This is a genomic window from Mycobacterium sp. ZZG (assembly GCF_054786995.1).
The window spans coordinates 55,547-77,309 of record NZ_JBTBFV010000024.1 but is presented as its reverse complement, the minus strand read 5'-3'; the positions used below and the strand labels follow the sequence as shown (position 1 = coordinate 77,309).

Sequence of the window (21,763 nt, the reverse complement as noted above, 5' to 3'; positions counted from 1 at the left end):
CTGCGGGTTGTTGGACCAGATCTGGCGCCAGATCTGCTTGGGGAACGCGGTGAACGCGAGTAGGTCTGGCCGGGCTGCCTCCAAGTGATCAGCGACCTTGGGCAGTTTGTCGGCGAGCGCGTCGATGGTCCGGTCATATTGTGCAGCAACGGATTCAGCATCAGGTTGATCGAACACCGAGTGCAGCAGCGTGCGCACCCACGGCCACGACGCTTTCGGGGTGATGGCCATCAGGTTGGTCGTGTAGTGCGTTCTGCAGCGCTGCCACGTCGCGCCGGGCAGGGTGGCGCCGATCGCGGCCACCAGGCCGGCGTGGGCGTCACTGGTAACCAGTTTGACCCCAGACAGTCCGCGGGCGGTCAGCGACCGCCAGAACGTCAACCAGCCGGCCCCGTCCTCGGCGGTCGTGACGTCGATACCGAGGATCTCGCGGTAGCCCTCGGCGTTGACCCCGACGGCGATCAGGGCGTGCACGTTGACCACCCGGCCCTGCTCGCGGACCTTGAGGACCAAGGCGTCGGCGGCCACGAACGTGTACGGCCCGGCATCCAGCGGGCGGGTGCGGAACGCTTCCACGGCGGCGTCGAGTTCCTTGGCCATCACCGACACCTGCGACTTCGACAACGACGTGATGCCGAGAGTTTCGACGAGCTTGTCCATCCGCCGCGTCGAAACCCCGAGCAGGTAGCAGGTCGCGACCACCGTCGTCAGAGCCCGCTCCGCGCGTTTGCGGCGTTCCAGCAGCCAGTCCGGGAAGTACGAGCCGTGCCGCAGCTTCGGGATTGCGAGATTCAATGTTCCCGCGCGGGTGTCGAATTGGCGGTGCCGATAGCCGTTGCGGGAATTGGTGCGCTCGGTGCTGCGCTCGCCGTAGCTGGCGCCGCACAGGGCGTCGGCCTCAGCACCCATCAGGGTGTGGATAAACGTGGCCAGCAGCTCGCGCAACACGTCGGGATGGGCGGTGGTGAGTCGTTCAGCCAGCACCGCAGGCAGGTCGATATTGTGGGCAGTGGTCATCGCGTCGATTCCTTTGCTCGAGTGACTTTGACGGGTCTCTCGAAGAATCACGCGATGACCTTCAATCAGTCGGCTACGACACGCCGGTACCGCTGATCAGGTCCGACTCGTACACCACTCTGCTGGACGCAACCTGCCGGTATCCGCCAGATCGGCAACACGCGGGTGTATTCCGATGGCACGGTCGTCGATTACGCCAGCGGGACGCGGTACATACAACCGGTGAAATCCACTGCTGCCGACCAACATCCTGCATCTGAACAGGCATCCCTCAGTAGGTATTTGCAGCTCGCTGATCGGCTGCTCATCGCCGACGGCCTGACCGCCGGCCTGAGTTACACAGCCATCGCTGACAAGATCGGTCGAGATAAATCGACGGTCTCTCGTGAGGTCGCTGCCCACCGTGTCGCGGGCTTATATCTGCCGTATCAGGCCGAGACGGCCGCCGCGGCAGCTCGGGCCCGTCCGAAGCAGTCCAAACTGGTGAGCAACCAGAAACTGCGGCAGGTGGTCACCGACGGTTTGAGCAACCGGTGGTCCCCTGAGGAGATCTCGCATCGTCTGGTCAAGGATTTTCCGGACGACGAGAGTATGCGGGTGAGCCACGAAACGATCTATCAAGCACTCTATTTCCAGGCCCGCGGAGGCCTCAAAAAGGAAGTGGCCCAAGCGCTTCGGTCTGGCAGAACCCGCCGCAAACCACGCCGCAGGGCCGGACAGCGCTACCAACGGTTCGTTGACCCGATGATCATGATCTCTGATCGACCCGCCGAAATCGAGGACCGCGCCGTGCCCGGGCACTGGGAAGGCGACCTCATCACCGGGGAACTCAACAGGACCGCCATCGCCACCCTCGTCGAACGCACCACCCGCTACACCATGCTGGTGCACCTATCCGGCGGCCACGACGCGGAGTCTGTGCGCGACGGCCTGATCGCCACCATGAAGACACTGCCCGAACATCTGCGGGGATCGCTGACCTGGGACCAGGGCGCCGAGATGGCTGGACACAAGCAGTTCACGATGGCCACCGACATGCAGGTGTACTTCTGCGACCCGGCCAGTCCCTGGCAGCGCGGCACCAACGAAAACACCAACGGCCTGCTTCGCCAGTACTTTCCCAAAGGTACCGACCTGAGTATCTATGGGCCTGAGGACCTCGAACACGTCGCCCAGCAACTCAACGGCCGACCACGCAAAACGCTCGACTGGGATACCCCAGCCGAGCGTTTGCGTGATCTACTACAGACCCATTAACCAGCAGTGTTGCGACGACCCCTAGAAACCGCCCAGCCGACAGCGGGCGATTCTGTGTCGTGCCACGCTGTCAGTCGGGGACGTAGTCGAACGTGTCCGGGTTCGGTCCGATGCGGCCGGACTCGCCCCGGTCGAGTGCGGAGATCGCGGCGACGTCGTCGTCGCCGAGTTCGAAGTCGAACAGCGCGAAGTTGTCCTTGATGCGTTGTAGCTTGACCGATTTCGGAAACACGATATCGCCGCGCTGGATGTGCCAACGCAGCACCACCTGGGCCGGCGTCTTGCCTGTCGCGTCGGCGATGCGGGTGACGACGGGATCGTCGAGCACCTTGCCCTGCGCGATCGGGGACCATGCCTCGGTCGCGATGCCGTGTTGCCGGCCGTAGGCGCGCACCTCGTCGTTGGCGAAGTACGGGTGCACCTCGATCTGGTTCACCGCCGGCACGGTGCCGGTCTCGTCGGCGAGCCGCTGCAGGTGCGCGACCTGGAAGTTCGACACGCCGATACTGCGCGCCCGGCCGTCATTCTTGAACTCCTCCAGTGTCTTCCACGTCGACACGTAGTCACCGTCGTACAGGGTGGGCAGCGGCCAGTGGATCAGGAACAGGTCGACATAGTCGGAGCCGAGTGCCTCCAGCGTGCCGTCGAACGCGCGGCGGGCGTCGTCGGGCCTGTGGAAGCCGTTGTTCAGCTTGCTGGTGACGAACACCTCGGAGCGGTCGATGCCGGCGTCACGGATGCCCTGGCCGACGCCCTGCTCGTTCTGATACATCTCGGCGGTGTCGATGTGGCGGTAACCGACCTCGAGGGCCGACCGCACCGCGGCGGCCGTCTCGTCCGGCGGCACCTGGTAGACGCCGAAGCCGAGCTGCGGAATCGTGGCACCGTCGTTCAATTCAATCGTGGGTATGTTGCTCAAAATCGTCCTCCTTATTCGCCGACAGCGTGCCCGGCGGGCAGGCCCTACAAACACGTCCACGGGGACCAACATCCCGGCCGCCTTCACCCTTCCCGCAGCGCAGCCAGCAGCCGGCGGGCTGCGTGCACCCGGGCCTCGGCCGCGCCGGTCAGCCCGTCCAGCGCGCACTCAGGGTCGGCGGGCGGCCCCATGTGCCCGCAGCCCCGCGGACAGTCGTCGATCGCGTCGGCCAGATCGGAGAACGCCAGCACGACGTCGTCGGGCGCGATGTGGGCCAAACCGAACGACCGGATGCCCGGGGTGTCGATCACCCATCCGCCCGCCTTCAGCGGCAACGCCACCGACTGCGTCGAGGTGTGCCGGCCCTTGCCCACGTCGGTGACCGTGCCGATCGCCCGTTCCGCTTCGGGCACAAGGCGATTCACCAGCGTCGACTTACCGACCCCGGAATGGCCCAGCAGCGCGGTGACCTTGCCGGCCAGCAGGGCGCCGACCGCATCCAAAGGGTCGTCGCGCCCGGCGGTGGTGATGGTCAGATCGAGGTCGCGGAACTGCTCGGCGAACGGCGCTGCCGGTGCGAGGTCGGTCTTGGTCAGACACAGGATCGGCGTCAGTCCGCCGGCGTACGCGGCGATCAGCGTGCGTTCGACCAGACCCGTGCGGGGCGGCGGATCGGCCAGCGCCACCACGATCAGCAGCTGATCGGCGTTGGCGACCACCACCCGCTCGGTCGGATCGGTGTCATCTGCGGTGCGCCGCAACACTGTTCGGCGTTCACCGCGACGCACGATGCGGGCCAGGGTGTCGGCGCGGCCTGACAGGTCGCCCACCACGTCGACATCGTCGCCGACCACGATCGGTGTGCGGCCCAGCTCGCGGGCCCGCATCGCCGTCACCCGGCGCGCAGGGTCGCCGTCGAGGACGCAGCCCCAGCGGCCCCGGTCGACGGTCACCACCATGGCCCGCTCGGCGTCGGCGTGTTCGGGGCGGGTCTTGGTGCGCGGGCGAGTGCCGCGTCCGGGTCGGATCCGGACATCGGACTCGTCGTATTCGCGCTTGCTCAAAGGCTTTTATTTCCTCCGCGCGTACGCGGCGCCGGTCTGAAGGTCGGTCTGACCGGCCAGCATGTCGGCCCACAGCTGCGGAAAGTCCGGCAGCGTCTTGGCGGTGGTGCCGATGTCCTCGACCTCGATGCCCGGCACCCGCAGGCCCACGATCGCTCCGGCGGTCGCCATCCGATGGTCGGCATAGGACCGCCACACGCCGCCGTGCATCTGCTGGGCGGTGATCACGAGGCCGTCCTCGGTCTCCTCACATTGCCCGCCGACGCGGTTCAGCTCGGCGCTCAGCGCTGCCAATCGGTCGGTTTCGTGCCCGCGCAGATGCGCGATGCCGCGCAGCCGTGACACCGAGCCGGGGGTGGCCAGCGCCGCCATCGCCGCAACCGACGGGGCGAGCTCACCGACGTCGCGCAGGTCGACGTCGATGCCGTCATAAGCCGTCGCGCCCTGCACCTCCAGGTAGGAATCACCTTGCCGCACATGGGCTCCCAGGCCGGTAAGCAGCGACAGGATGGTATCGGCGGGCTGTGTGCTGGCCGTCGGCCAGCCCATGATCCGCACTGTGCCCCCGCTGATCACGGCGGCAGCCAGGAAGGGGACCGCGTTGGACAGGTCGGGTTCGACGACCCAGTGCCGGGCCGCGATCGGGCCCGGCGCCACCTGCCAGCGGTCGGTGGCGCTGTCGTCGACCTCGACGCCGGCGTCGCGCAGCATCGCCACCGTCATCGCGATGTGCGGAGCGGACGGCACCGCGCCGCCGGTGTGCACGACGGTCAGACCCTCGGTGAACGCGGCGCCGGACAACAGCAGCCCCGACACGAACTGCGACGATCCCGACGCGTCGATCTCGACTGTGCCGCCGCGTACCGATCCCTGGCCGCGCACCGTGAACGGCAGACCGTCACCGTCGACGGACACCCCCAGCCCGCGCAACCCGTCCAGCAACGGGGCGATCGGGCGCGAGCGGGCCTGCTCGTCGCCGTCGAACGTGACGTCCTCGGTGGTCAGCGCCGCGACCGGCGGGACGAACCGCAGCACCGTCCCGGCCAGACCGCAGTCGATGCGTGCCTGGGCCTCGGGAGCCAACGCCCCGCCGAGGGTCAGCTCGGTGGCGTCGCTGTCGTCGGACTCAACGGACACCCCGAGCCCCTGCAGGGCCGCGATCATCAGGTCGGTGTCCCGGCTGCGTAGCGCTCCGCTGACCGTCGACACCCCCTGGGGCACCGCCAGCGCGGCCAGCACCAGCGCCCGGTTGGTCTGTGATTTCGAGCCCGGCACGGTGACGGTCGCATGGATGGGCGTAGCTGTCGACGGTGCCGGCCAGGTAGTCACGGGTTCATTGTTCCCTGTCGCGGACCCGGGGCGTGAAAGCACCCTGGACGTCGCCCGTCGCGCCGGATTCTCCGGGTCTGGAACCATGGAGACCATGTGCGGACGATTCGCGGTGACGACCGATCCGGCGCTGCTGGCCGAGAAGATCAAGGCCATCGACGAGGCGACGGCAGAGCGCAAGGACGCGCCGGGCCCCAACTACAACGTGGCGCCGACGACCACGGTCGCGACCGTCGTCAAACGCCACACCGACCCCGACGACGAGGCGACCCGGCGGGTGCGGCTGATGCGCTGGGGCCTGGTGCCGCCGTGGGCGAAGGCCACCGACGACGGCGGCCCGGACACCAAGAGCGGACCCCTGCTGATCAACGCCCGCTCCGACAAGGTGACCTCCTCGCCGGCGTTCCGCAGCTCGGCCAAGGCCAAGCGGTGCCTGGTGCCGATGGACGGCTGGTACGAATGGCGCGGCGACAAGGGCGCCAAGACACCGTTTTTCATGTACGCCGGCGACGGTGAACCGCTGTTCATGGCGGGGTTGTGGTCGACGTGGCGCCCCAAGGACGCCGGCAAGGACACCAAACCTTTGCTGAGCTGCACGATCATCACCACCGACGCCGCCGGGCCGCTGGCCGACATCCATGACCGGATGCCGCTGACCGTCAGCGAGCGCGATTGGGACCGCTGGCTGGACCCGGACGCCCCGATAGACGAGGGCCTGCTGCGCGGCCACGGCGACCTCGACCGTATCGAGATCCGTGAGGTGTCGAAGCTGGTGAACAGCGTGCGCAACAACGGCCCGGAACTCATCGAGCCGGTCGAGCCGCAGGCCGAGCAGGGCACGCTGCTTTGAGCCACCCGCTGCACGCCTCCGGCGTGGTCGACACGCTGGCCGCCGATCTGCGGGCCGCCGAGTACACCACCGACGGGGTGGCCGAACTGCTCGGAGCCGACGCCTCGGCGGCGTTCAGCCGCGGACTGTGGTGGTCGGCGCTGCGCGCGACCGACCGCGCCGAACCGGGCGACCGTCCGCTGGCCACGTTGGTCCGGCTGTTCCTGCTGGGCACCGCCGAGTCCAGGGACCGGGTCGGGCAGGCGCTGCCCGGCGCGGGCGTCGACGCGCTCATCGACAACGGCGTCGTCGAACCCGCCGGCCCGGACACGGTGCGCGCCGTGCTCGACATCCGGCCGCACAGCGACGGCGCGCGCGACTTCCTGGTGGTCTCCGACCAGGATTCCGCGCTGCGGTCGGGTCCTGTCCGTCACGACCACGTCCTGGGCATCGGCGGGGCGTCGGTGTCGCTGGCCCACGCCGTCGTGCGCTCTCCGGTACGTCGCGCGCTGGATCTGGGCACCGGATGCGGGATCCAGGCGCTGCACCTCGACGCGCACTGCGAAGACATCGTCGCCACCGACACCAACCCGCGGGCGCTGGCGCTCGCGGCGGCCACCGCACGCCTCAACGGCATGTCCTGGGATCTGCGGTGCGGCAGCATGTTCGAGCCGGTGGCCGGTGAACGTTTCGACCTGATCGTGTCCAACCCGCCGTTCGTGGTCGGCGCCGGAACGCTCGACTACATCTACCGCGACTCGGGGATGGCCGGAGATGCGCTGTGCCAGAACCTCATCGAGCAGGTCGCTGACCATCTGGAGCCTGGCGGCACCGCCCAGATCATGGCGAACTGGATCGTGCGCCGCGGCCAGGAGGAGGGAGCCTGGCGCGACCGCGTGGGTTCCTGGCTGGCCGGGACCGGGTTGCACGCCTGGGTGGTGCAGCGCGAGTTCGCGGATCCCCTCAGCTACGTCTCGCTGTGGACGTCGGATGCCGGTGAGCCGCCCGAGGACGCGGCGCGCCGGGGCGGGCAGTGGCTGGACTGGTTCGACGCCGAGGGCGTCGCCGGGGTCGGCATGGGCATGATCACCCTCCGCGCTCCCCGCGTCGGCGAAACCCGAAGTCCCGACCAGGTTTTCGAAGAGATCACCGGCGCCGACGAGGCGCTGACGGGCCCCGAGGTCGAGGCGTTCCTGGCCCGCCGCGAGTACCTGCACGACACCGGTGACGAGCAACTGCTCGCCGCCCGGCTGTCCACCGCGCCGGTGTTCCTTGAAGAGCAGTCCCTGCCCGGGCCCGACGGCTGGCAGGTGGTCGGCGCCGCGGTACGCCGCCCGGGCGGTCCGGGCGCGGTGATCGGCGTCGACGAGGTTTCGCGCGCGCTGTTCGCCGGCTGCCGCGGCGAGGTCCCGCTGGGCACGCTGATCGATCTGCTGGCCCGTTTTCACGGCGTGGACGCCGACGCGCTGGCCACAGCGGCACTGCCGGTGGTCCGCGAGGCGATCGGACGCGGCATCCTCTATCAGGCGCAGTGAGAACTCACGCACGCACCGTCGCGGTGACCACCACATAGGGGGCTTCGAAGGCCACCGCGCCGGACGCCTCGACGTGCCGCTGCAAGGTGTTCTCGAACTCCGTCGCCAGCCTGTCCTGCTGGGCGGGGTCGGCGCGGCGGAAGGTCTCCACGTGCACCGGAGACTCCGCGCGCAGGAAGTGCATTGCCGCGTCCAGCGACTCGAACTCCCACCGGTGCCGGCCGCGCAGAATGTCGATGTCATCGAAATGCGGCGCCAGTCGGGCGGTCAACAGGTCGGTGTCGCCCCATTGATCGGGGGAGAAGCCGGACGACGCCGGCGGGCCCAGCACCGCGACGACGGGGTCGAAGAACGGATTGCTGGTGGCGCGCACCCACGCCGAAAAGGCAAGAACGCCCCTGGGTTTGAGAAGGCGGATGATCTCGGTGACCTGCGCGGCGGGGTCGACGAAGATGATGCCCATGTTCGACACCGCCGCGTCGAACGCCCCGGCCGGCAGCCCCGTGTCGGACGCGTCGCCGGTGCGCCAGGTGACCGATTCGGCGCCGTCGCGTCGCCCGGCGATGGTCAGCAGTTCCGGGGTGTAGTCGACACCGGTGACCTGTGCACCGCGGGCGGCCGCAGCCAGCGCGGCACTGCCGGTGCCGCAGGCGAGGTCGACCACCGCGCAGTCGCGCAGGGAACGGCGTCGGTGCGCTGCGTCGACGACCTGCTCGGCGATCGAGGCTATGCGGTCACCCACCGCGTCGTAGCGTCCGGCGGACCAGATTGTCGAGGAGACCATGGGGTCAGCCTGCCACGGCCTCGGCTGGCGCGGTGTGTGCCGTGCGCTCTCGCGAAAGTGCCTTCACGGTAGTGATCAGGCGCGCGGCGCTACCGTGGTGGCGCTCTCGCGAACGCTACGGGCCCGTGTAGCCCGGCGGGTTGGCCGACTCGACCCAGAAATCCACGCCGAGATCGGATCCCGGCACGCAGTCGTACACCGACAGGTCGGTGACCCCGGACTCCAGCAGCACGTCCTCGCACAACAAGGTGTTGCCGGTGTAGCTCGACGGCTTGGTCAGGATCACGTACGCCGCGTCCGAATACACCTCGGGCTTGCGTGCACGCGCCATCGACTCGTCTCCGCCGAGGAGATTCTGCACAGCCGCGGTGGCCACCATCGTGCGCGGCCACAACGTGTTCGACGCGATGCCCGCCTCCCGCATCTCCTCGGCGATTCCCAACGCGCACAAGGTCATCCCGAACTTCGCCATCATGTACGGCGTGGGCTTGAGCCATTTCGGCTCGAGGAGAACCGGCGGGGACAGCGTCAGGATGTGCGGGTTGTCGCGGCCCTTCATGTGCGGGATGCAGGCCTGCGACACCGCGTAGGTGCCGCGCACCTGGATGCCGTTCATCAGATCGAAGCGTTTGAGCGGGACTTCCTCGATGGAGCCCAGGTTGATCGCCGAGGCGTTGTTGACGCAGATATCGATGCCGCCGAACTGCTCGACGGTCTCGGCCACCGCGGCTGCCACCGAATCCCCGTCGCGCACATCTCCGACGATCGGCAACGCCTGCCCGCCGACCTCCTCGATCTCCTTGGCCGCGGTGTAGACCGTGCCGGGCAGCTTCGGATGCGGCTCGGCGGTCTTGGCGACCAGCGCGATGTTGGCGCCGTCGGCGGCCACCCGTTTGGCGATTGCCAGACCGATGCCGCGGCTGGCGCCCGAAATGAACATGGTTTTGCCGGCTAGAGACATGGGCCCACCCTAGAGCGCACAGATGTCGGCGGTGACGGCATTGGTCAGGCGCACCAGATCGTGCGGATCCAGCGAGATGTCCCACCCCCGTTTCCCGGCGCTGCACAGCACCCTGTCCCAGTGCAGTGCCGACGAATCGACCACGGTGGGCAGCGCCCGACGCTGGCCGATGGGGGAGATGCCGCCCACCACGTAGCCGGATGAGCGCTGGGCGTCGGCCGGGTCGGCCATCGTCGCCTTCGCCGCGCCGAGCGCGGCGGCGGCCGCCTTCAGCGACAGCTTCGACGGCACCGGCAGCACCGCGACACCCAGCCCTTTCGGCAGCGCCACGACCAGCGTCTTGAGGATCTGCGAGGGGTCGATACCGCCGGCCTGCGCGAGTTCGGCCACCGCCTCCTCACCGAACGAGTCGTTGCGGGAATCGTGCCGGTACTGAAGAACGTCGTGGGGAATACCCGCAGCCACGAGGGCCGCGATCGCCGGTGTCGCTGCACGTGCCACCGGCACAGCGTAGGGCGGGGCGGGAACAAGCGCCCCGGTGGCCGGTGTTGTTCACGACAGCTCTGGACGGGCGTCAGCCCCGGTCAGCGGCTGTCGTCGGAGTCAACCTTTAGGATCGGCAGAAGGGGATTGATGGTGGCATTGTTGGCCATGGAGGCCCCATCGGGTTCGGTGCATTTACTGGACGTGATCGGCGGCGCCGCTACAGAAGGGACGGTGTTCCCCAGGATGACTGACACCAGCGGGTCGGCCGCGGAGGCGACCCTCGACGTTGACACCCAGGTCCGGGAGGAGACCGACGCCGAGCTGACCGCGCGATTCGAGCGCGACGCGATCCCGCTGCTCGACCAGCTCTACGGCGGCGCGTTGCGGATGACGCGCAATCCCGCCGATGCCGAGGATCTGCTGCAGGAGACGATGGTCAAGGCCTACTCCGGGTTCCGCTCATTCCGTGAGGGCACCAACCTCAAGGCGTGGCTGTACCGGATCCTGACCAACACCTACATCAACAGCTACCGCAAGAAACAGCGCCAGCCGGCGGAGTATCCGACCGAGGAGATCACCGACTGGCAGCTGGCGGCCAACGCCGAGCACTCCTCGACGGGGTTGCGGTCAGCGGAGGTGGAAGCGCTCGAGACGCTGCCCGACAACGAGATCAAGGAAGCTCTGCAGGCTCTGCCCGAGGAGTTCAGGATGGCGGTGTACTACGCCGACGTCGAAGGCTTCCCGTACAAGGAGATCGCCGAGATCATGGACACGCCGATCGGAACGGTGATGTCGAGGCTGCACCGCGGCCGACGTCAACTGCGTGAACTGCTCGCCGGCGTGGCCCGCGACCGCGGCTTCATCCGGGGTGAGCGCTCCGGTACGCCGGAGGAGGTGACCTCGTGAGCGACGCTGAGAACACCCAGGAGCGCTGGAAGCCACCGATCGGCCCGGTCGACCCGGAGCATCCGGAATGCGCCGCGGTGATCGCCGAAGTCTGGACGCTGCTCGACGGGGAGTGCACGGTCGAAACGCGAGACAAGCTCCGCCAGCACCTCGAAGAATGCCCGGCGTGCCTGCGCCATTACGGCATCGAGGAGAAGATCAAGAAGCTGATCGCCGTCAAGTGCGGCGGTGAGCGGGCCCCGGAGGGTTTGCGGGAACGCCTGCGAATCCAGATCAGTCAGACCACGATCATCCGTCGCGGCTAGACCTGCCGCGGACACAAATCCGCCCGGCCTCTTCACGAGTGCCGGGCGGTTGTGTTTCCGCGGAAGTCAGCGGCCTACGGACTTCGAGCCTGCGTTGGGGCGCTTGCCGTGGTTGGCCTTCGAGTGCTTGCGGTCGCGCTTCTTTCGGCCACGCTTGGCCATGGTGTACCTCCAGGTGGTTATCGGGTGTCACGCCGCGCAGCGGTGTGCGTTGACCCTATTGTCGCATGCTTTGCCGACACCAATTTCGCCGCGGGCTGTGACCGGCGACATGGGTCGCAGCGGTGTGGTTCGATAGACCGGTCAAGCACCAGTGGAAATGAGTGGGGTGAAGATGGCCGAGGATGTTCGCGCGGAAATCGTGGCCAGCGTGCTGGAGGTCGTGGTTCACGAAGGCGATCAGATCGGCGAAGGCGACACCCTGGTGCTGCTCGAGTCGATGAAAATGGAGATCCCGGTGCTCGCCGAGGTCGCCGGCACCGTCAGCAAGGTCAGCGTGTCCGTCGGCGACGTCATCCAGGCCGGTGACCTCATCGCCGTCATCAGCTAGCGCCCTGACGAGGACGGATCTTCTGCACCGCACAACCGTCGTAAGCCATGTCCACACTCGGTGACCTGCTCGCCGAGCACACCGTGCTGCCCGGCAATGCCGTGGACCACCTCCACGCGGTGGTCGGTGAGTGGCAGCTGCTCGCCGACATGTCCTTCGCCGACTACCTGATGTGGGTGCGGCGCGACGACGACAGATTGGTGTGTGTCGCGCAGGTGCGGCCGAACACCGCCCCGACGGTGCTGCTGGCCGACGCGGTGGGCACGCTGGCCGAGCCCGAGGACATCCCGATCGTGGCCGCGGCGTTCCGCTCCGGCGACATCGGACGCGTCACCATCGACGGCCAGTACGGCTCGCCGGGCCTGAACGTCGAGGCCGTGCCGGTGCGCCACGGCAGCGACGTCGTCGCGGTGCTGACCCACCAGACCTCGTTGGCCGCGCGCCAGGTCAGCCCGCTGGAGGCCGCGTACGTCGCCTGTGCCGGCGATCTGCTGCAGATGCTGTCCGAAGGCACCTTCCCCAACGTCGGCGACCTCGCGATGTCGCGCTCCAGCCCCCGCGTCGGTGACGGCTTCATCCGGCTGGACGAAGCCGGTGTGGTCACCTTCGCCAGCCCGAACGCGATCTCGGCCTACCACCGGATGGGGCTGACCGCCGAACTGGACGGTCACGACCTCGTCAGCGTCACCCGTCCCCTGATCTCGGACCCGTTCGAGGCGCAGGAGCTCGCCAATCACGTCCGTGATTCGCTCGCCGGCGGCTCCAGCATGCGGATGGAGGTCGACGCCGGGGGCGCCACCGTTTTGCTGCGCACGTTGCCACTGGAGGCGCACGGGGTGGGTATGGGCGCGGCGGTGCTCATCCGCGATGTCACCGAGGTCAAGCGCCGCGACCGCGCGCTGCTCTCGAAGGACGCGACGATCCGTGAGATCCATCACCGGGTGAAAAACAATCTGCAGACCGTCGCGGCGCTGCTGCGGCTTCAGGCGCGCCGGACGAACAATCCCGAAGGCCGTGAGGCACTGATGGAATCGGTGCGACGAGTCTCGTCGATCGCGCTGGTGCACGACGCGCTGTCGATGTCGGTCGACGAGGAGGTCAACCTCGACGAGGTGATCGACCGCATCCTGCCGATCATGAATGACGTTGCGGCAGTGGATTCCCCGATTCGGATCAACCGCGTGGGCGACCTCGGCGTGCTGGACGCGGACCGCGCGACCGCGTTGATCATGGTCATCACCGAACTGGTGCAGAACGCGATCGAGCACGCCTTCGATCCGGCGGCGCCGCAGGGCTGCGTAACGATCCGGGCGCAGCGTTCGGCCCGCTGGCTCGACGTCGTGGTCCACGACGACGGGCGGGGACTGCCCGACGGGTTCAGCCTGGAGAAGTCGGATCGGCTGGGCCTGCAGATCGTGCGCACACTGGTCGCGGCCGAGCTCGACGGTTCCCTCGGTATGCACAACACGAGCGCCGGAGGCACCGATGTGATTTTGCGAGTGCCGATCGGCAGACGGGTCAGAGTCAGCCAATACTGACGCGCTGTGCCATTTCTGTTAATTGCTGATTTTAATTCAAGGCATTACACAAAGTTACGGCCCCGACTGTCGTCGGGGCCGTCGCTGCGTATGCAGGAAAAGGTCAGACCCCGGTGCGGGCCTTCGTCCTGGCGTTGCGACGCTTGAGCGCACGACGCTCGTCCTCGCTCATGCCGCCCCACACGCCGGCGTCCTGTCCGGACTCCAAAGCCCAGCTCAGGCAATCCGCGGTGACCGGGCAGCGGTTGCAGACGAGCTTCGCGTCAGCGATCTGGGCAAGCGCCGGGCCGCTGTTTCCGACCGGGAAGAACAGCTCCGGATCTTCGTCGCGACAGACCGCCTTGTGGCGCCAATCCATAAGATCAAACTCCTCGTCAATGTCATGTGTGCGCAGCAGAGCGCACGCGCTTTACTTCGGCTGTTAACGCAAGCGCACCAAATGTTTCTGCGCTGTTGCATCCGATGCTTTCACAGGCTGAACAGATGTCAATAGAACTTCGTTAACTCGTGGGCTATCTCACTACCGAGGACCGCTAACCGATCCCTCACTCCGTTGTACTACGCTCTATCCATCTGCGCCCTAATTCATCCGCGCAAATTTCGTCACACCGACTATCCGTGCAGCTCAGGGGTGCTTATCGACCCATTTTCGGCAGCGGTGCGACCGCCTGAAGGGCGTCGGGCACCGAGGTGAACCGCATCTTGTCGCGCGTCCCGATGTGATCCCCGTCGATCTGGCACGCGACCGGGGTGTCGCTCGTCACCTCCAGCCACGGCAGGTCGTCGTCACGAACCAGATGCCTGGCCGCCAGCTTCGGTTTACGCGACACCATCTGCCGCACCAGGCCGAGGTTGGACCACACGTTCATGCTCGTGGTCGCGAACACCCCCAGCCCCGTTTCGAACGTGGTGTCCGGGTTGGTCCACACGGGCCGGGCGTTGGCGTAGGTCCACGGGCTGGAGTTCGACACGAACGCGAAATGGACGCCCGGAATGGGTTCGGTGCCGGGCAGGTGCAGCGTCAGCGACGGCTCCTTGCGTGCGCTGGCCAGCACCTCGCGGATCGCCACCCGGATGTAGCGGGAGGCGGTCACCTTGCGGCCCTTGGCCCGTTGAGCCTCGACCGCGGCCACCACGTCGCCATCGACGCCCATACCCGCGGTGAAGACCGCCCAGCGCTCCTGGCAGTCCATCAGCCCGATACGGCGCCAGGACCCATTGCGCCGGTAGTCGCCGAGCAGGTCGACGAGTTGATTGGTGGCCTCGATCGGGTCGGGGCTGATGCCCAGCGCGCGGGCGAACACGTTGGCCGAGCCGCCAGGCACCACCCCGACGGCAGGCCCGCCGGCGCCCGGTCCGCACTGCCCGAGAACGCCGTTGACCACCTCGTTCACCGTGCCGTCGCCGCCGTGCACGATCAGCACATCGACGCCGTCGCGAGCGGCCTGCTGGGCGATCTCGACGGCGTGGCCGCGGTGATCGGTGTGAACGACGGTCAGGCGGACGCGGCTCTCCAGCGCGTGGGCCAACAGGTCACGGCCGGCCGGCGTCGTCGATGTGGCATTCGGGTTCACGATCAGCACGGCACGCACGGGGCCTGAGCCTAGCGCCCGGAGGTGGCGGCGCCGGTACCGTACAACGGTGACCGAACGCCGATTGCTACTCGTGAACGGGCCGAATCTGAACCTGCTGGGCACCCGGCAGCCCGAGGTGTACGGCTCGACGACACTGGCCGAGATCGAGGCGAGGGCCGCCCAGGTGGCACAGGAGGTGGGCCTGAAGCTTCGCGCGGTGCAGAGCAACCACGAGGGTGTGCTCGTCGACGAAATCCACGCCGCCCGCGCCGACTGCTCCGGCATCGTGATCAACCCGGCCGCGTACAGCCACACCTCGGTGGCGATCGCCGATGCTCTGCGCTCGGTGGGGCTGCCCGTCGCCGAGGTCCATCTGAGCAATATCCATGCGCGCGAACCGTTCCGGCATCATTCGTACGTGTCCGCAGTGGCCGACATGGTCGTCGCCGGCGCGGGTCCGCTCGGCTACGAGATGGCGGTGCGCTACCTCGCGGACAGGCTCGGACGGTGACGCCCCGCCCCGGGGGCACGGTGGCGCCCCGGGCGGTGCGCATCGCCGGTGGAATCGCTGCGCTGGAGGGCGTTCTCGGGATCGTGATGGCCGTCGTGCTGGTGGTGCGGGAGGCCGCCGGGCATCACGAGGTTGCGATCAGCGGCTACGGCACCGCGGGCTGGTTCGCGATCATGGGCTCCGGGGTGACGGCGGCGGGCGCGGCGCTGTGGACCGGCAGGCGCTGGGGCCGGGGCATCGCGGTGTTCGCCAACCTCGTGCTGCTCGGCGTGGCCTGGTACGTCTACAGCTCGGGCCAGCTGCGCTACGCCGTGGTGGTGGCCGGCGCGGCGATCGCGGTGCTGGCTCTGCTCTTCAGCCCGACCGGCCTGCACTGGCTGACTCAGTCGGACTCCGACCCCAGCTCGGAGGCCAATTCCGACAGGCGTGGACCCGACACCCGGTAGGTGGTCCACTCGCTCTGCTGTTCGCCGCCGACGCTGTCGTACAGCGCGATCGCGTTGACGTTCCAGTCCAGCACCGCCCAGCTCAGCCGCGAATAACCGCGCTCGACGCATTCACGGGCCAGGGTGGCGAGCAGCTTGCGTGCCAAGCCGCGCCTGCGGAATTGCGGACGCACGAACAGGTCTTCCAGGTAGATCCCCGCTACGCCGTCCCAGGTCGAGAAGTTGCGGAACCACAACGCGGCCGCGGCCGCCTGCCCGTCGACCTCGACGAGGTGTGCATACAGCGTGGGATCCGGTCCGAAAAGTGCGTCACGCAACTGACTTTCGGTCACGGTGCACTCGTGGGCGGCGTGTTCGAACTCGGCGAGCTCGTGGATCATCGCGGTGAGCTCGGTTTCGTCCCCGGCGCGCACCGCGCGGATGGTCTCGCTCATTGTCGCGCCCCCAGAGCCGCCAGAATGGTGCGGAACTTCGTTGTGGTCTCGTCGACTTCGTCGTCGGGATCGGATTCGGCGACGATGCCGCCTCCGGAGTGCGCGACGGCCGAGCGCCGGTCGGCGGACAGGTGAGCGCACCTGATCGAGACCACCCAGCGGCCGTCACCGCGGCGATCACACCAGCCCACCGCACCGGCGTAGAAGCCGCGGTCGCCTTCGATCTCGTTGATCAACGCGATCGCCCGGTCGGTCGGGGATCCGCCCACCGCAGGAGTGGGATGCAAAGCGACAGCGAGATCCAGTGCCGTGGTGGACTTTTCGCGTAGCCTTCCGGACATGGGGGTGAACAGGTGCCAGACCGCGGCGGTCTTGCTGAGTTGCGGCCGGTCGGCGATCTGCAGGTCGGTGCACAACGGCTCCAGCGCCGAGCGCAGCGCGTCGACGACCAATTGGTGCTCGTGACGGTTTTTCTCCGAAGCTGCCAGCGCCGCTCCGTTGGCGGCATCGGTGTCTGGATCGGCCGACCGGGGCGCCGAACCCGCGAACGGCCGGCAGATCACCTGCTGCCCTTGGCGGGCCACCAGCAGTTCCGGGCTCGCCCCCACCAGCGCGGCCCCGGAGTACCCCTCACCGGCAGCCGACAGGTCGACCAGATACTTGGTGGCCTGCGCGTCGTTGGCGGCGAGCCGGTTGAGCACGGTCCGGGCGTCGAGCCTGCCGTCGGCAGTCAGGTGCAGTGCGCGCGCCAGCACGACCTTCTGCAGCGCATCGTCGGGATCACGCAGCCGGGTCAGCGCCGCACCGATGCGGCGGCGATGTTCGTCGGCGCCCGGCGTGGTGGCGGTGATCTCCGCCGACACATGGTCGCGGGACGGCCACGCCGGCGGCACGTCGGTGAACCGCACCGACTGAGGCCGTATCAGCGCCGCGGGCCGGCTGAGGTCAAATGGCAAGGCGCCCAAAATGATCGGCGCGCTGTGCGAGGCCAGCGCGGCCCGGGCGTCGGCAATGTGGGGGAACGCGGTGTGCACACCGTCGCCGACGACGGCACAGTCGGGACCGGCCAGGACGAACGCGGGTTCGCGGGTCACGTCGACACGGCCGGGTGGGGGAAACCGGTCTGGGCCAGTGCGCTGAGCTGACGCACCCCGTGCTCGAAGCCGCACACCGCGATCGAGGCGGCGGGCATCGCGAACCGGACGCCCTCGTAGACCGGTTGTTCGATCCACCGGGTGATCACCGCGCGGGAGAAGTGACCGTGGCCGACGAACACCACATCCCGCGATTGGATGTGCTGCAGCGCCAGCTCGATCGCGCGATCGGCACGCGCGCAGACCTCGGCTGAGGTCTCCCCACCCGGGCAGCCATGCGTCCACACCAGCCAGTTCGGCACCGTCTTGCGGATGTCCGCGGTGGTGGTGCCCTCGTAGTCGCCGTAATCCCATTCGGCGATCAGGTCGTTGACCTCGTCGGCCGTGAGACCCGCCAGTTCGGCGGTCACCCGGGCGCGCACCCGGGGGCTGGTCACCACGTACGGATCAAACAACTGCAACTGCTTGAGCGTGTCTGCTGCGGCGAGCGCCTGCGTCCGGCCATGCTCAGTGAGCTCGAGTTCGGTCTGGCTCGTATGCTTGCCCGATTTCGACCATTCGGTTTCGCCATGGCGGAGCAGGATCAGCCGGTGCTGCAGGAGGCCCACAACGACCGATTCTGCCGTACGTCGCCGTTTCGACGGCAATGCGCGGGTGAAGATGAACAGGGGAGGATCAACCATGTCAGGATGGGCACTGTGACGCGGGTACTTGCGGTCGCCAACCAGAAGGGCGGGGTCGCCAAGACGACGACGGTGGCGTCGTTGGGGGCGGCGCTGGTCGAACTGGGCAAGAGTGTGTTGCTCGTGGACCTCGATCCGCAGGGATCGCTGACGTTCTCGCTCGGCCACGACCCGGACAAGCTGCCGGTCTCGGTACATGAAGTGCTGCTCGGAGACGTCGAACCGGACGCGGCGTTGGTCGAAACTCCGGAGGGCATGACGTTGCTGCCCGCCAACATCGATCTGGCAGGCGCCGAGGCGATGCTATTGATGCGGGCGGGGCGGGAACATGCGCTCAAGCGGGCGCTGGACAAGATCAGCGCGAATTTCGATGTCGTGCTCATCGACTGCCCGCCGTCGCTGGGCGTGCTGACCCTCAACGGTCTGACCGCCGCCGGCGAGGTCGTCGTGCCGCTGCAGTGTGAGACCCTCGCGCACCGCGGTGTGGGACAGTTCCTGCGCACGGTGTCGGATGTGCAGGCCATCACCAACCCCGACCTGAAGCTGCTCGGCGCGCTGCCCACGCTCTACGACGCGCGCACGACGCACAGTCGGGACGTGCTCTTCGACGTCGTCGACCGCTACAACCTTCCGGTGCTGGCGCCGCCGATTCCGCGCACGGTGCGCTTCGCCGAGGCCAGCGCCTCGGGTTCGTCGGTGCTCACCGGCCGCAAGAACAAAGGCGCGATGGCCTACCGGGAGTTCGCGACGGCGCTGCTCAAGCACTGGAAGAGCGGCAAGGAACTGGCCACCTTCACCCCCGAGGTTTAACTCAACGCCACCAGTTCACCGCCGCGCTGTTCCAGCAGCGTGGATCCCGCCACTGCGGGCACGACGGGCCCCTCGACCGGCGGCCGCCGCAGCGGGATGTGCCGGTCGCCGGTGCCGGTCATCGGATCGAACACGTCGTAGCCCGTGGTGACCGGTACCAGCAGCCGGCCGGCCATCACCGTCGCGGGTCCCACCGGTGCGTGCTCACCCGCCGCGGCGACGGTGTACTTGTACTCCAGCGTGTCGGCGGAGAACACCATCAGCGCATCGCCGGTCCACCAGGTGATCAGATCGCCGGCCCGCGACGCGGTGGCATCGGGGGAGGGTTCGCCGTCGACGACGGTGCTGTCGATCACCGCGCCGGTGTCGTCGATGATGTCCAGGCGCGGAGCCGGGGTGGGCACGTACAGCGCGGTCGCGGTGTCCGTCACCGCCACCACGCGGGCTCCGGTGCCGTCGGCGACACCCTTCTGCTGGACGTACTTGAGCTCGGGGGTGTCCTCCTCGTCGGACGGACGCAGCAGTGTCAGCCGCAGATCGTCCTGACCCTCGCAGGACTCCAGCACCGACACCGCGCTGGAGCCGGCCGCCGCGGAGACGAACCGGCACAGCGGTGAGGCCGGCACGCCCGGTTTGATCGGGGCGTCGAGCGCGCCGTAGCTGAGCATCCGGACCATGTCGGAGCGCCACATCTCCAGCCGCGTCTGTCCCGCCGACAGAACCGTGGTGCCGTCGCCGGACAGGGTCACGTGCGGGTCGGCGTAGCTGCTGCGCGCGGGGCCGCGCCGGCCCGTCTTGGCGTCGACGGTGCTCACCTGTCCGCAGCCGCGGACGTCGGGATAGACCGCGACGGCGTAGTTGTAGACCCAGGTGACGCCGCACAGCTCGCGGTCGCGCGAGTAGCTCCACAGCGTGGCCCCGGTTGCCGGGTCGCGGCCCTGGATCGCCGTGCCCTCGCCGGTGACGACGGCGCCGCCGACGACGACCGGTGCGGTGGTCTTGGCGCTGCGGGCCGTCCACCGCTGTTCGAGCGAATCAGGAACGGCCGCAGCCGGTTTCAGGCTCACGACCGGCTGTTCGGCGGGTTGGCTCCGGGTGGCCCTGGCATCACTGGTCCACCATACGAAGACCCCGACGACGACGATGACCACCACGATGGCCGTCGCCGCCAGCAGGTCTCCCCGGGTGCGGCGCTCGGGTCTGACCAACGCAGTGGGTCAGTTGGTGGTGCCGGTGCCCGCGGTCGCGGCTTTGCCGGGCCGGCGTCGACGCCGGCGACGGGCGGGGCGTGCGCCGCCTTCGCCGGCCTCGGCGCCGGGGTTCTCCCCGTCGGGAGCGGTCTGCTCGGCAGCGCCCTCAGGATGTCCGCTGACCGGTTTACCGCCGCGGGTCCGGCGCCGGGTGCGGTTGCGGGCCGGCTTCTCGGCGCGTTCGCGCGGTTCGCGCGGTTCCTTGTCGGCGGTGCGCTTCGGCCTGGCGATCGATCCGCCGGCGTCGGCCGGGATCTTGAGCTCTTCGTAGAGGTGCGGCGAGCTCGAGTAGGTCTCGGCCGGCTCGGGGGTGTCCAGGCCGAGGGCCTTGTCGATCATCTCCCACCGGGGTAGCTCGTCCCAGTCGACTAGGGTGACCGCGATGCCGGTCTTGCCCGCCCGGCCGGTGCGGCCGATCCGGTGCACGTAGGACTGCTCGTCCTCGGGGATCTGGAAGTTGATGACGTGCGTGATGTCGTCGATGTCGATGCCGCGCGCGGCCACGTCGGTGGCGACGAGCACGTCGACCTCGCCCGTGCGGAACGCCTTGAGCGCCTTCTCGCGCGCGCCCTGGCCGAGGTCACCGTGTACCGCACCGACCTTGAAGCCCCGCTCGGCGAGCTCGTCGGCGACCTTCTGGGCGGTGCGCTTGGTGCGGGTGAAGATCATCGTCGCCCCGCGGCCCTCGGCCTGCAGGATGCGGGCGACCATCTCGACCTTGTCGAGTGCGTGCGCTCGGTAGGCGAACTGCTCGGTGGTGTCGTGGGTGGCGGCGGAGTGCGGGGCCTCGGCGCGGATGTGCGTCGGCTGCGTCATGAAGGTGCGGGCCAGCGTGATGATCGGGTCCGGCATGGTGGCTGAGAACAACATCGCCTGCCGCTGCGCCGGGATCTGCTTGAGGATTCGCTCGATGTCGGGCAGGAAGCCCAGGTCGAGCATCTCGTCGGCTTCGTCGAGGACGAGCACGGACAGGCCGCCGAGCTGCAGGTGCCCCTGCTGGGCCAGGTCGAGCAGCCGGCCGGGCGTGCCGACGACGACGTCGACACCCTTCTGCAGTGCTTCGATCTGGGGTTCGTAGGGGCGGCCGCCGTAGATCGCGGTGACCGTGAGCTTGCGGGTGTCGTCGGCCATCAGATACTTCGACGCTCCGACCAGGTCTTCGTAGACCTGGATGCAGAGCTCGCGGGTCGGGACGACGATCAGGGCGCGCGGCGCGCCGGTGAGCGGGCGAGCGGTGTCGGTGGTGATCCGGTGCAGCAGGGGCACGCCGAACGCGAAGGTCTTGCCCATGCCGGTGCGGGCCTGGCCGATCAGATCGTCGCCGGCCAGTGCGAGCGGCAGCGTCAGCTCCTGGATCGCGAAGGCGTGCTCGATACCGTTGTCGGCCAGCGCGCGGACGATCTCGTCACGTACTCCGAGCTCGGCGAATGTGGGATTCGGATGTGTAGTTACAGGTGTCATGCAGGAAACGGAGCCTTTCA

Annotated in this window: 25 protein-coding genes; 10 read left to right on the top strand and 15 right to left on the bottom strand. The window is 68.3% G+C overall.

Going from position 1 to position 21,763, the window contains the following annotated elements; all coding sequences use genetic code 11:
• The coding region (locus ACXMYJ_RS15440) for an IS256 family transposase (protein ID WP_460357375.1) at positions 1–1,017 on the bottom strand (1,017 nt) is incomplete at its 3' end.
• Between the two features lie 141 nt (positions 1,018–1,158).
• On the opposite strand from ACXMYJ_RS15440, the gene ACXMYJ_RS15435 reads away from it, so the two are divergent.
• A complete protein-coding gene (locus ACXMYJ_RS15435; RefSeq protein ID WP_460357382.1) occupies positions 1,159–2,274 on the top strand; it encodes an IS30 family transposase in 1,116 nt (371 codons plus the stop codon).
• A 70-nt stretch (positions 2,275–2,344) separates the two neighbouring features.
• Here ACXMYJ_RS15435 and ACXMYJ_RS15430 read toward each other — a convergent pair whose 3' ends face one another.
• The 3 genes from ACXMYJ_RS15430 to aroA form a co-directional block, all read right to left on the bottom strand.
• Positions 2,345–3,193 (bottom strand): aldo/keto reductase, encoded by an 849-nt coding sequence (locus ACXMYJ_RS15430; RefSeq protein ID WP_460357372.1) that lies wholly within the window; start codon positions 3,191–3,193, stop codon positions 2,345–2,347.
• An 83-nt stretch (positions 3,194–3,276) separates the two neighbouring features.
• A complete protein-coding gene (gene rsgA, locus ACXMYJ_RS15425; protein ID WP_260757733.1) occupies positions 3,277–4,257 on the bottom strand; it encodes a ribosome small subunit-dependent GTPase A in 981 nt (326 codons plus the stop codon).
• Positions 4,258–4,263: 6 nt separating this feature from the next.
• Complete coding sequence (gene aroA, locus ACXMYJ_RS15420) at positions 4,264–5,586, bottom strand: 3-phosphoshikimate 1-carboxyvinyltransferase (protein WP_460357369.1); 1,323 nt, start codon at positions 5,584–5,586, stop codon at positions 4,264–4,266.
• 94 nt (positions 5,587–5,680) lie between these two features.
• Here aroA and ACXMYJ_RS15415 point away from each other — a divergent pair, with 94 nt between their 5' ends.
• Together ACXMYJ_RS15415 and ACXMYJ_RS15410 are read left to right on the top strand one after the other, a co-directional pair.
• Positions 5,681–6,436, top strand: coding sequence for an SOS response-associated peptidase (locus ACXMYJ_RS15415; protein WP_260757735.1), 756 nt, complete (start codon positions 5,681–5,683; stop codon positions 6,434–6,436).
• On the top strand, positions 6,433–7,950 hold the full coding sequence (locus tag ACXMYJ_RS15410) for a DUF7782 domain-containing protein (protein WP_460357366.1): 1,518 nt from the start codon (positions 6,433–6,435) through the stop codon (positions 7,948–7,950). Before ACXMYJ_RS15415 ends, ACXMYJ_RS15410 begins: the two co-directional genes overlap by 4 nt.
• A 4-nt stretch (positions 7,951–7,954) precedes the next feature.
• Here ACXMYJ_RS15410 and ACXMYJ_RS15405 read toward each other — a convergent pair whose 3' ends face one another.
• From ACXMYJ_RS15405 to ybaK, 3 genes are all read right to left on the bottom strand, one after another.
• Positions 7,955–8,734 (bottom strand): class I SAM-dependent methyltransferase, encoded by a 780-nt coding sequence (locus ACXMYJ_RS15405; RefSeq protein ID WP_260757737.1) that lies wholly within the window; start codon positions 8,732–8,734, stop codon positions 7,955–7,957.
• Between the two features lie 115 nt (positions 8,735–8,849).
• Positions 8,850–9,695 (bottom strand): SDR family oxidoreductase, encoded by an 846-nt coding sequence (locus ACXMYJ_RS15400; RefSeq protein WP_260757738.1) that lies wholly within the window; start codon positions 9,693–9,695, stop codon positions 8,850–8,852.
• Between the two features lie 9 nt (positions 9,696–9,704).
• Entirely contained in the window at positions 9,705–10,196 is a 492-nt protein-coding gene (gene ybaK, locus ACXMYJ_RS15395; RefSeq protein WP_260757739.1) for a Cys-tRNA(Pro) deacylase, read from the bottom strand.
• A gap of 228 nt (positions 10,197–10,424) precedes the next feature.
• On the opposite strand from ybaK, the gene ACXMYJ_RS15390 reads away from it, so the two are divergent.
• Together ACXMYJ_RS15390 and rsrA are read left to right on the top strand one after the other, a co-directional pair.
• On the top strand, positions 10,425–11,087 hold the full coding sequence (locus ACXMYJ_RS15390) for a sigma-70 family RNA polymerase sigma factor (protein WP_260757740.1): 663 nt from the start codon (positions 10,425–10,427) through the stop codon (positions 11,085–11,087).
• Positions 11,088–11,125: 38 nt separating this feature from the next.
• Complete coding sequence (gene rsrA, locus ACXMYJ_RS15385) at positions 11,126–11,392, top strand: mycothiol system anti-sigma-R factor (protein ID WP_260757996.1); 267 nt, start codon at positions 11,126–11,128, stop codon at positions 11,390–11,392.
• A gap of 66 nt (positions 11,393–11,458) precedes the next feature.
• Here rsrA and ACXMYJ_RS15380 read toward each other — a convergent pair whose 3' ends face one another.
• Positions 11,459–11,554, bottom strand: coding sequence for a 50S ribosomal protein bL37 (locus ACXMYJ_RS15380; RefSeq protein WP_006245863.1), 96 nt, complete (start codon positions 11,552–11,554; stop codon positions 11,459–11,461).
• A gap of 172 nt (positions 11,555–11,726) precedes the next feature.
• On the opposite strand from ACXMYJ_RS15380, the gene ACXMYJ_RS15375 reads away from it, so the two are divergent.
• Both ACXMYJ_RS15375 and ACXMYJ_RS15370 read left to right on the top strand, forming a co-directional pair.
• Positions 11,727–11,942, top strand: coding sequence for a biotin/lipoyl-binding carrier protein (locus ACXMYJ_RS15375; RefSeq protein ID WP_006245864.1), 216 nt, complete (start codon positions 11,727–11,729; stop codon positions 11,940–11,942).
• Between the two features lie 47 nt (positions 11,943–11,989).
• Positions 11,990–13,480, top strand: coding sequence for a sensor histidine kinase (locus ACXMYJ_RS15370; RefSeq protein ID WP_460357361.1), 1,491 nt, complete (start codon positions 11,990–11,992; stop codon positions 13,478–13,480).
• Positions 13,481–13,583: 103 nt separating this feature from the next.
• Here the strand turns inward: ACXMYJ_RS15370 and whiB1 are convergent, their stop codons facing one another.
• Both whiB1 and ACXMYJ_RS15360 read right to left on the bottom strand, forming a co-directional pair.
• Positions 13,584–13,838, bottom strand: coding sequence for a transcriptional regulator WhiB1 (gene whiB1, locus ACXMYJ_RS15365; protein WP_260757742.1), 255 nt, complete (start codon positions 13,836–13,838; stop codon positions 13,584–13,586).
• 277 nt (positions 13,839–14,115) lie between these two features.
• Positions 14,116–15,072, bottom strand: a complete 957-nt coding sequence (locus tag ACXMYJ_RS15360) for a diacylglycerol/lipid kinase family protein (protein WP_260757743.1) — start codon at positions 15,070–15,072, stop codon at positions 14,116–14,118.
• Positions 15,073–15,121: 49 nt separating this feature from the next.
• Between ACXMYJ_RS15360 and aroQ the strand changes: the two genes are divergently transcribed.
• Both aroQ and ACXMYJ_RS15350 read left to right on the top strand, forming a co-directional pair.
• Positions 15,122–15,565, top strand: coding sequence for a type II 3-dehydroquinate dehydratase (aroQ, locus tag ACXMYJ_RS15355; protein WP_260757744.1), 444 nt, complete (start codon positions 15,122–15,124; stop codon positions 15,563–15,565).
• Positions 15,562–16,011, top strand: a complete 450-nt coding sequence (locus tag ACXMYJ_RS15350) for a hypothetical protein (RefSeq protein ID WP_396885302.1) — start codon at positions 15,562–15,564, stop codon at positions 16,009–16,011. The genes aroQ and ACXMYJ_RS15350 overlap by 4 nt, the downstream gene beginning before the upstream one ends.
• Here the strand turns inward: ACXMYJ_RS15350 and ACXMYJ_RS15345 are convergent.
• The 3 genes from ACXMYJ_RS15345 to ACXMYJ_RS15335 are packed head-to-tail and all read right to left on the bottom strand — an operon-like array spanning position 15,948 to position 18,147.
• Entirely contained in the window at positions 15,948–16,445 is a 498-nt protein-coding gene (locus ACXMYJ_RS15345; RefSeq protein ID WP_260757745.1) for a GNAT family N-acetyltransferase, read from the bottom strand. The genes ACXMYJ_RS15350 and ACXMYJ_RS15345 overlap by 64 nt on opposite strands.
• Positions 16,442–17,539: an isochorismate synthase gene (locus ACXMYJ_RS15340; RefSeq protein WP_260757746.1), complete on the bottom strand. Its 1,098-nt coding sequence runs from the start codon at positions 17,537–17,539 to the stop codon at positions 16,442–16,444. Before ACXMYJ_RS15340 ends, ACXMYJ_RS15345 begins: the two co-directional genes overlap by 4 nt.
• The gene (locus tag ACXMYJ_RS15335; protein ID WP_443187831.1) at positions 17,536–18,147 is read right to left on the bottom strand and encodes an acid phosphatase; all 612 of its coding nucleotides are present in this window, start codon (positions 18,145–18,147) and stop codon (positions 17,536–17,538) included. The genes ACXMYJ_RS15340 and ACXMYJ_RS15335 overlap by 4 nt, the downstream gene beginning before the upstream one ends.
• 81 nt (positions 18,148–18,228) lie before the next feature.
• Here ACXMYJ_RS15335 and ACXMYJ_RS15330 point away from each other — a divergent pair, with 81 nt between their 5' ends.
• The gene (locus ACXMYJ_RS15330) at positions 18,229–19,032 is read left to right on the top strand and encodes a ParA family protein (RefSeq protein ID WP_460357356.1); all 804 of its coding nucleotides are present in this window, start codon (positions 18,229–18,231) and stop codon (positions 19,030–19,032) included.
• On the opposite strand, the gene ACXMYJ_RS15325 is transcribed toward ACXMYJ_RS15330, so the two are convergent.
• Complete coding sequence (locus ACXMYJ_RS15325; protein WP_460357354.1) at positions 19,029–20,240, bottom strand: Rv3212 family protein; 1,212 nt, start codon at positions 20,238–20,240, stop codon at positions 19,029–19,031. The two genes, ACXMYJ_RS15330 and ACXMYJ_RS15325, sit on opposite strands and share 4 nt — an antisense overlap.
• Before the next feature lie 9 nt (positions 20,241–20,249).
• Positions 20,250–21,743, bottom strand: coding sequence for a DEAD/DEAH box helicase (locus ACXMYJ_RS15320; protein ID WP_460357350.1), 1,494 nt, complete (start codon positions 21,741–21,743; stop codon positions 20,250–20,252).
• Positions 21,744–21,763 lie beyond the last annotated feature (20 nt).

Coding starts and splice junctions, on each gene's coding strand:
- ACXMYJ_RS15375 (WP_006245864.1), top strand. CDS start 11,727: ATGGCCGAGGATGTTCGCGCGGAAATCGTGGCCAGCGTGCTGGAGGTC.
- ACXMYJ_RS15380 (WP_006245863.1), bottom strand. CDS start 11,554: ATGGCCAAGCGTGGCCGAAAGAAGCGCGACCGCAAGCACTCGAAGGCC.
- ACXMYJ_RS15405 (WP_260757737.1), bottom strand. CDS start 8,734: ATGGTCTCCTCGACAATCTGGTCCGCCGGACGCTACGACGCGGTGGGT.
- ACXMYJ_RS15400 (WP_260757738.1), bottom strand. CDS start 9,695: ATGTCTCTAGCCGGCAAAACCATGTTCATTTCGGGCGCCAGCCGCGGC.
- ACXMYJ_RS15330 (WP_460357356.1), top strand. CDS start 18,229: ATGGGCACTGTGACGCGGGTACTTGCGGTCGCCAACCAGAAGGGCGGG.
- ACXMYJ_RS15345 (WP_260757745.1), bottom strand. CDS start 16,445: ATGAGCGAGACCATCCGCGCGGTGCGCGCCGGGGACGAAACCGAGCTC.
- ACXMYJ_RS15370 (WP_460357361.1), top strand. CDS start 11,990: ATGTCCACACTCGGTGACCTGCTCGCCGAGCACACCGTGCTGCCCGGC.
- ACXMYJ_RS15415 (WP_260757735.1), top strand. CDS start 5,681: ATGTGCGGACGATTCGCGGTGACGACCGATCCGGCGCTGCTGGCCGAG.
- whiB1 (WP_260757742.1), bottom strand. CDS start 13,838: ATGGATTGGCGCCACAAGGCGGTCTGTCGCGACGAAGATCCGGAGCTG.
- ACXMYJ_RS15390 (WP_260757740.1), top strand. CDS start 10,425: ATGACTGACACCAGCGGGTCGGCCGCGGAGGCGACCCTCGACGTTGAC.
- ACXMYJ_RS15320 (WP_460357350.1), bottom strand. CDS start 21,743: ATGACACCTGTAACTACACATCCGAATCCCACATTCGCCGAGCTCGGA.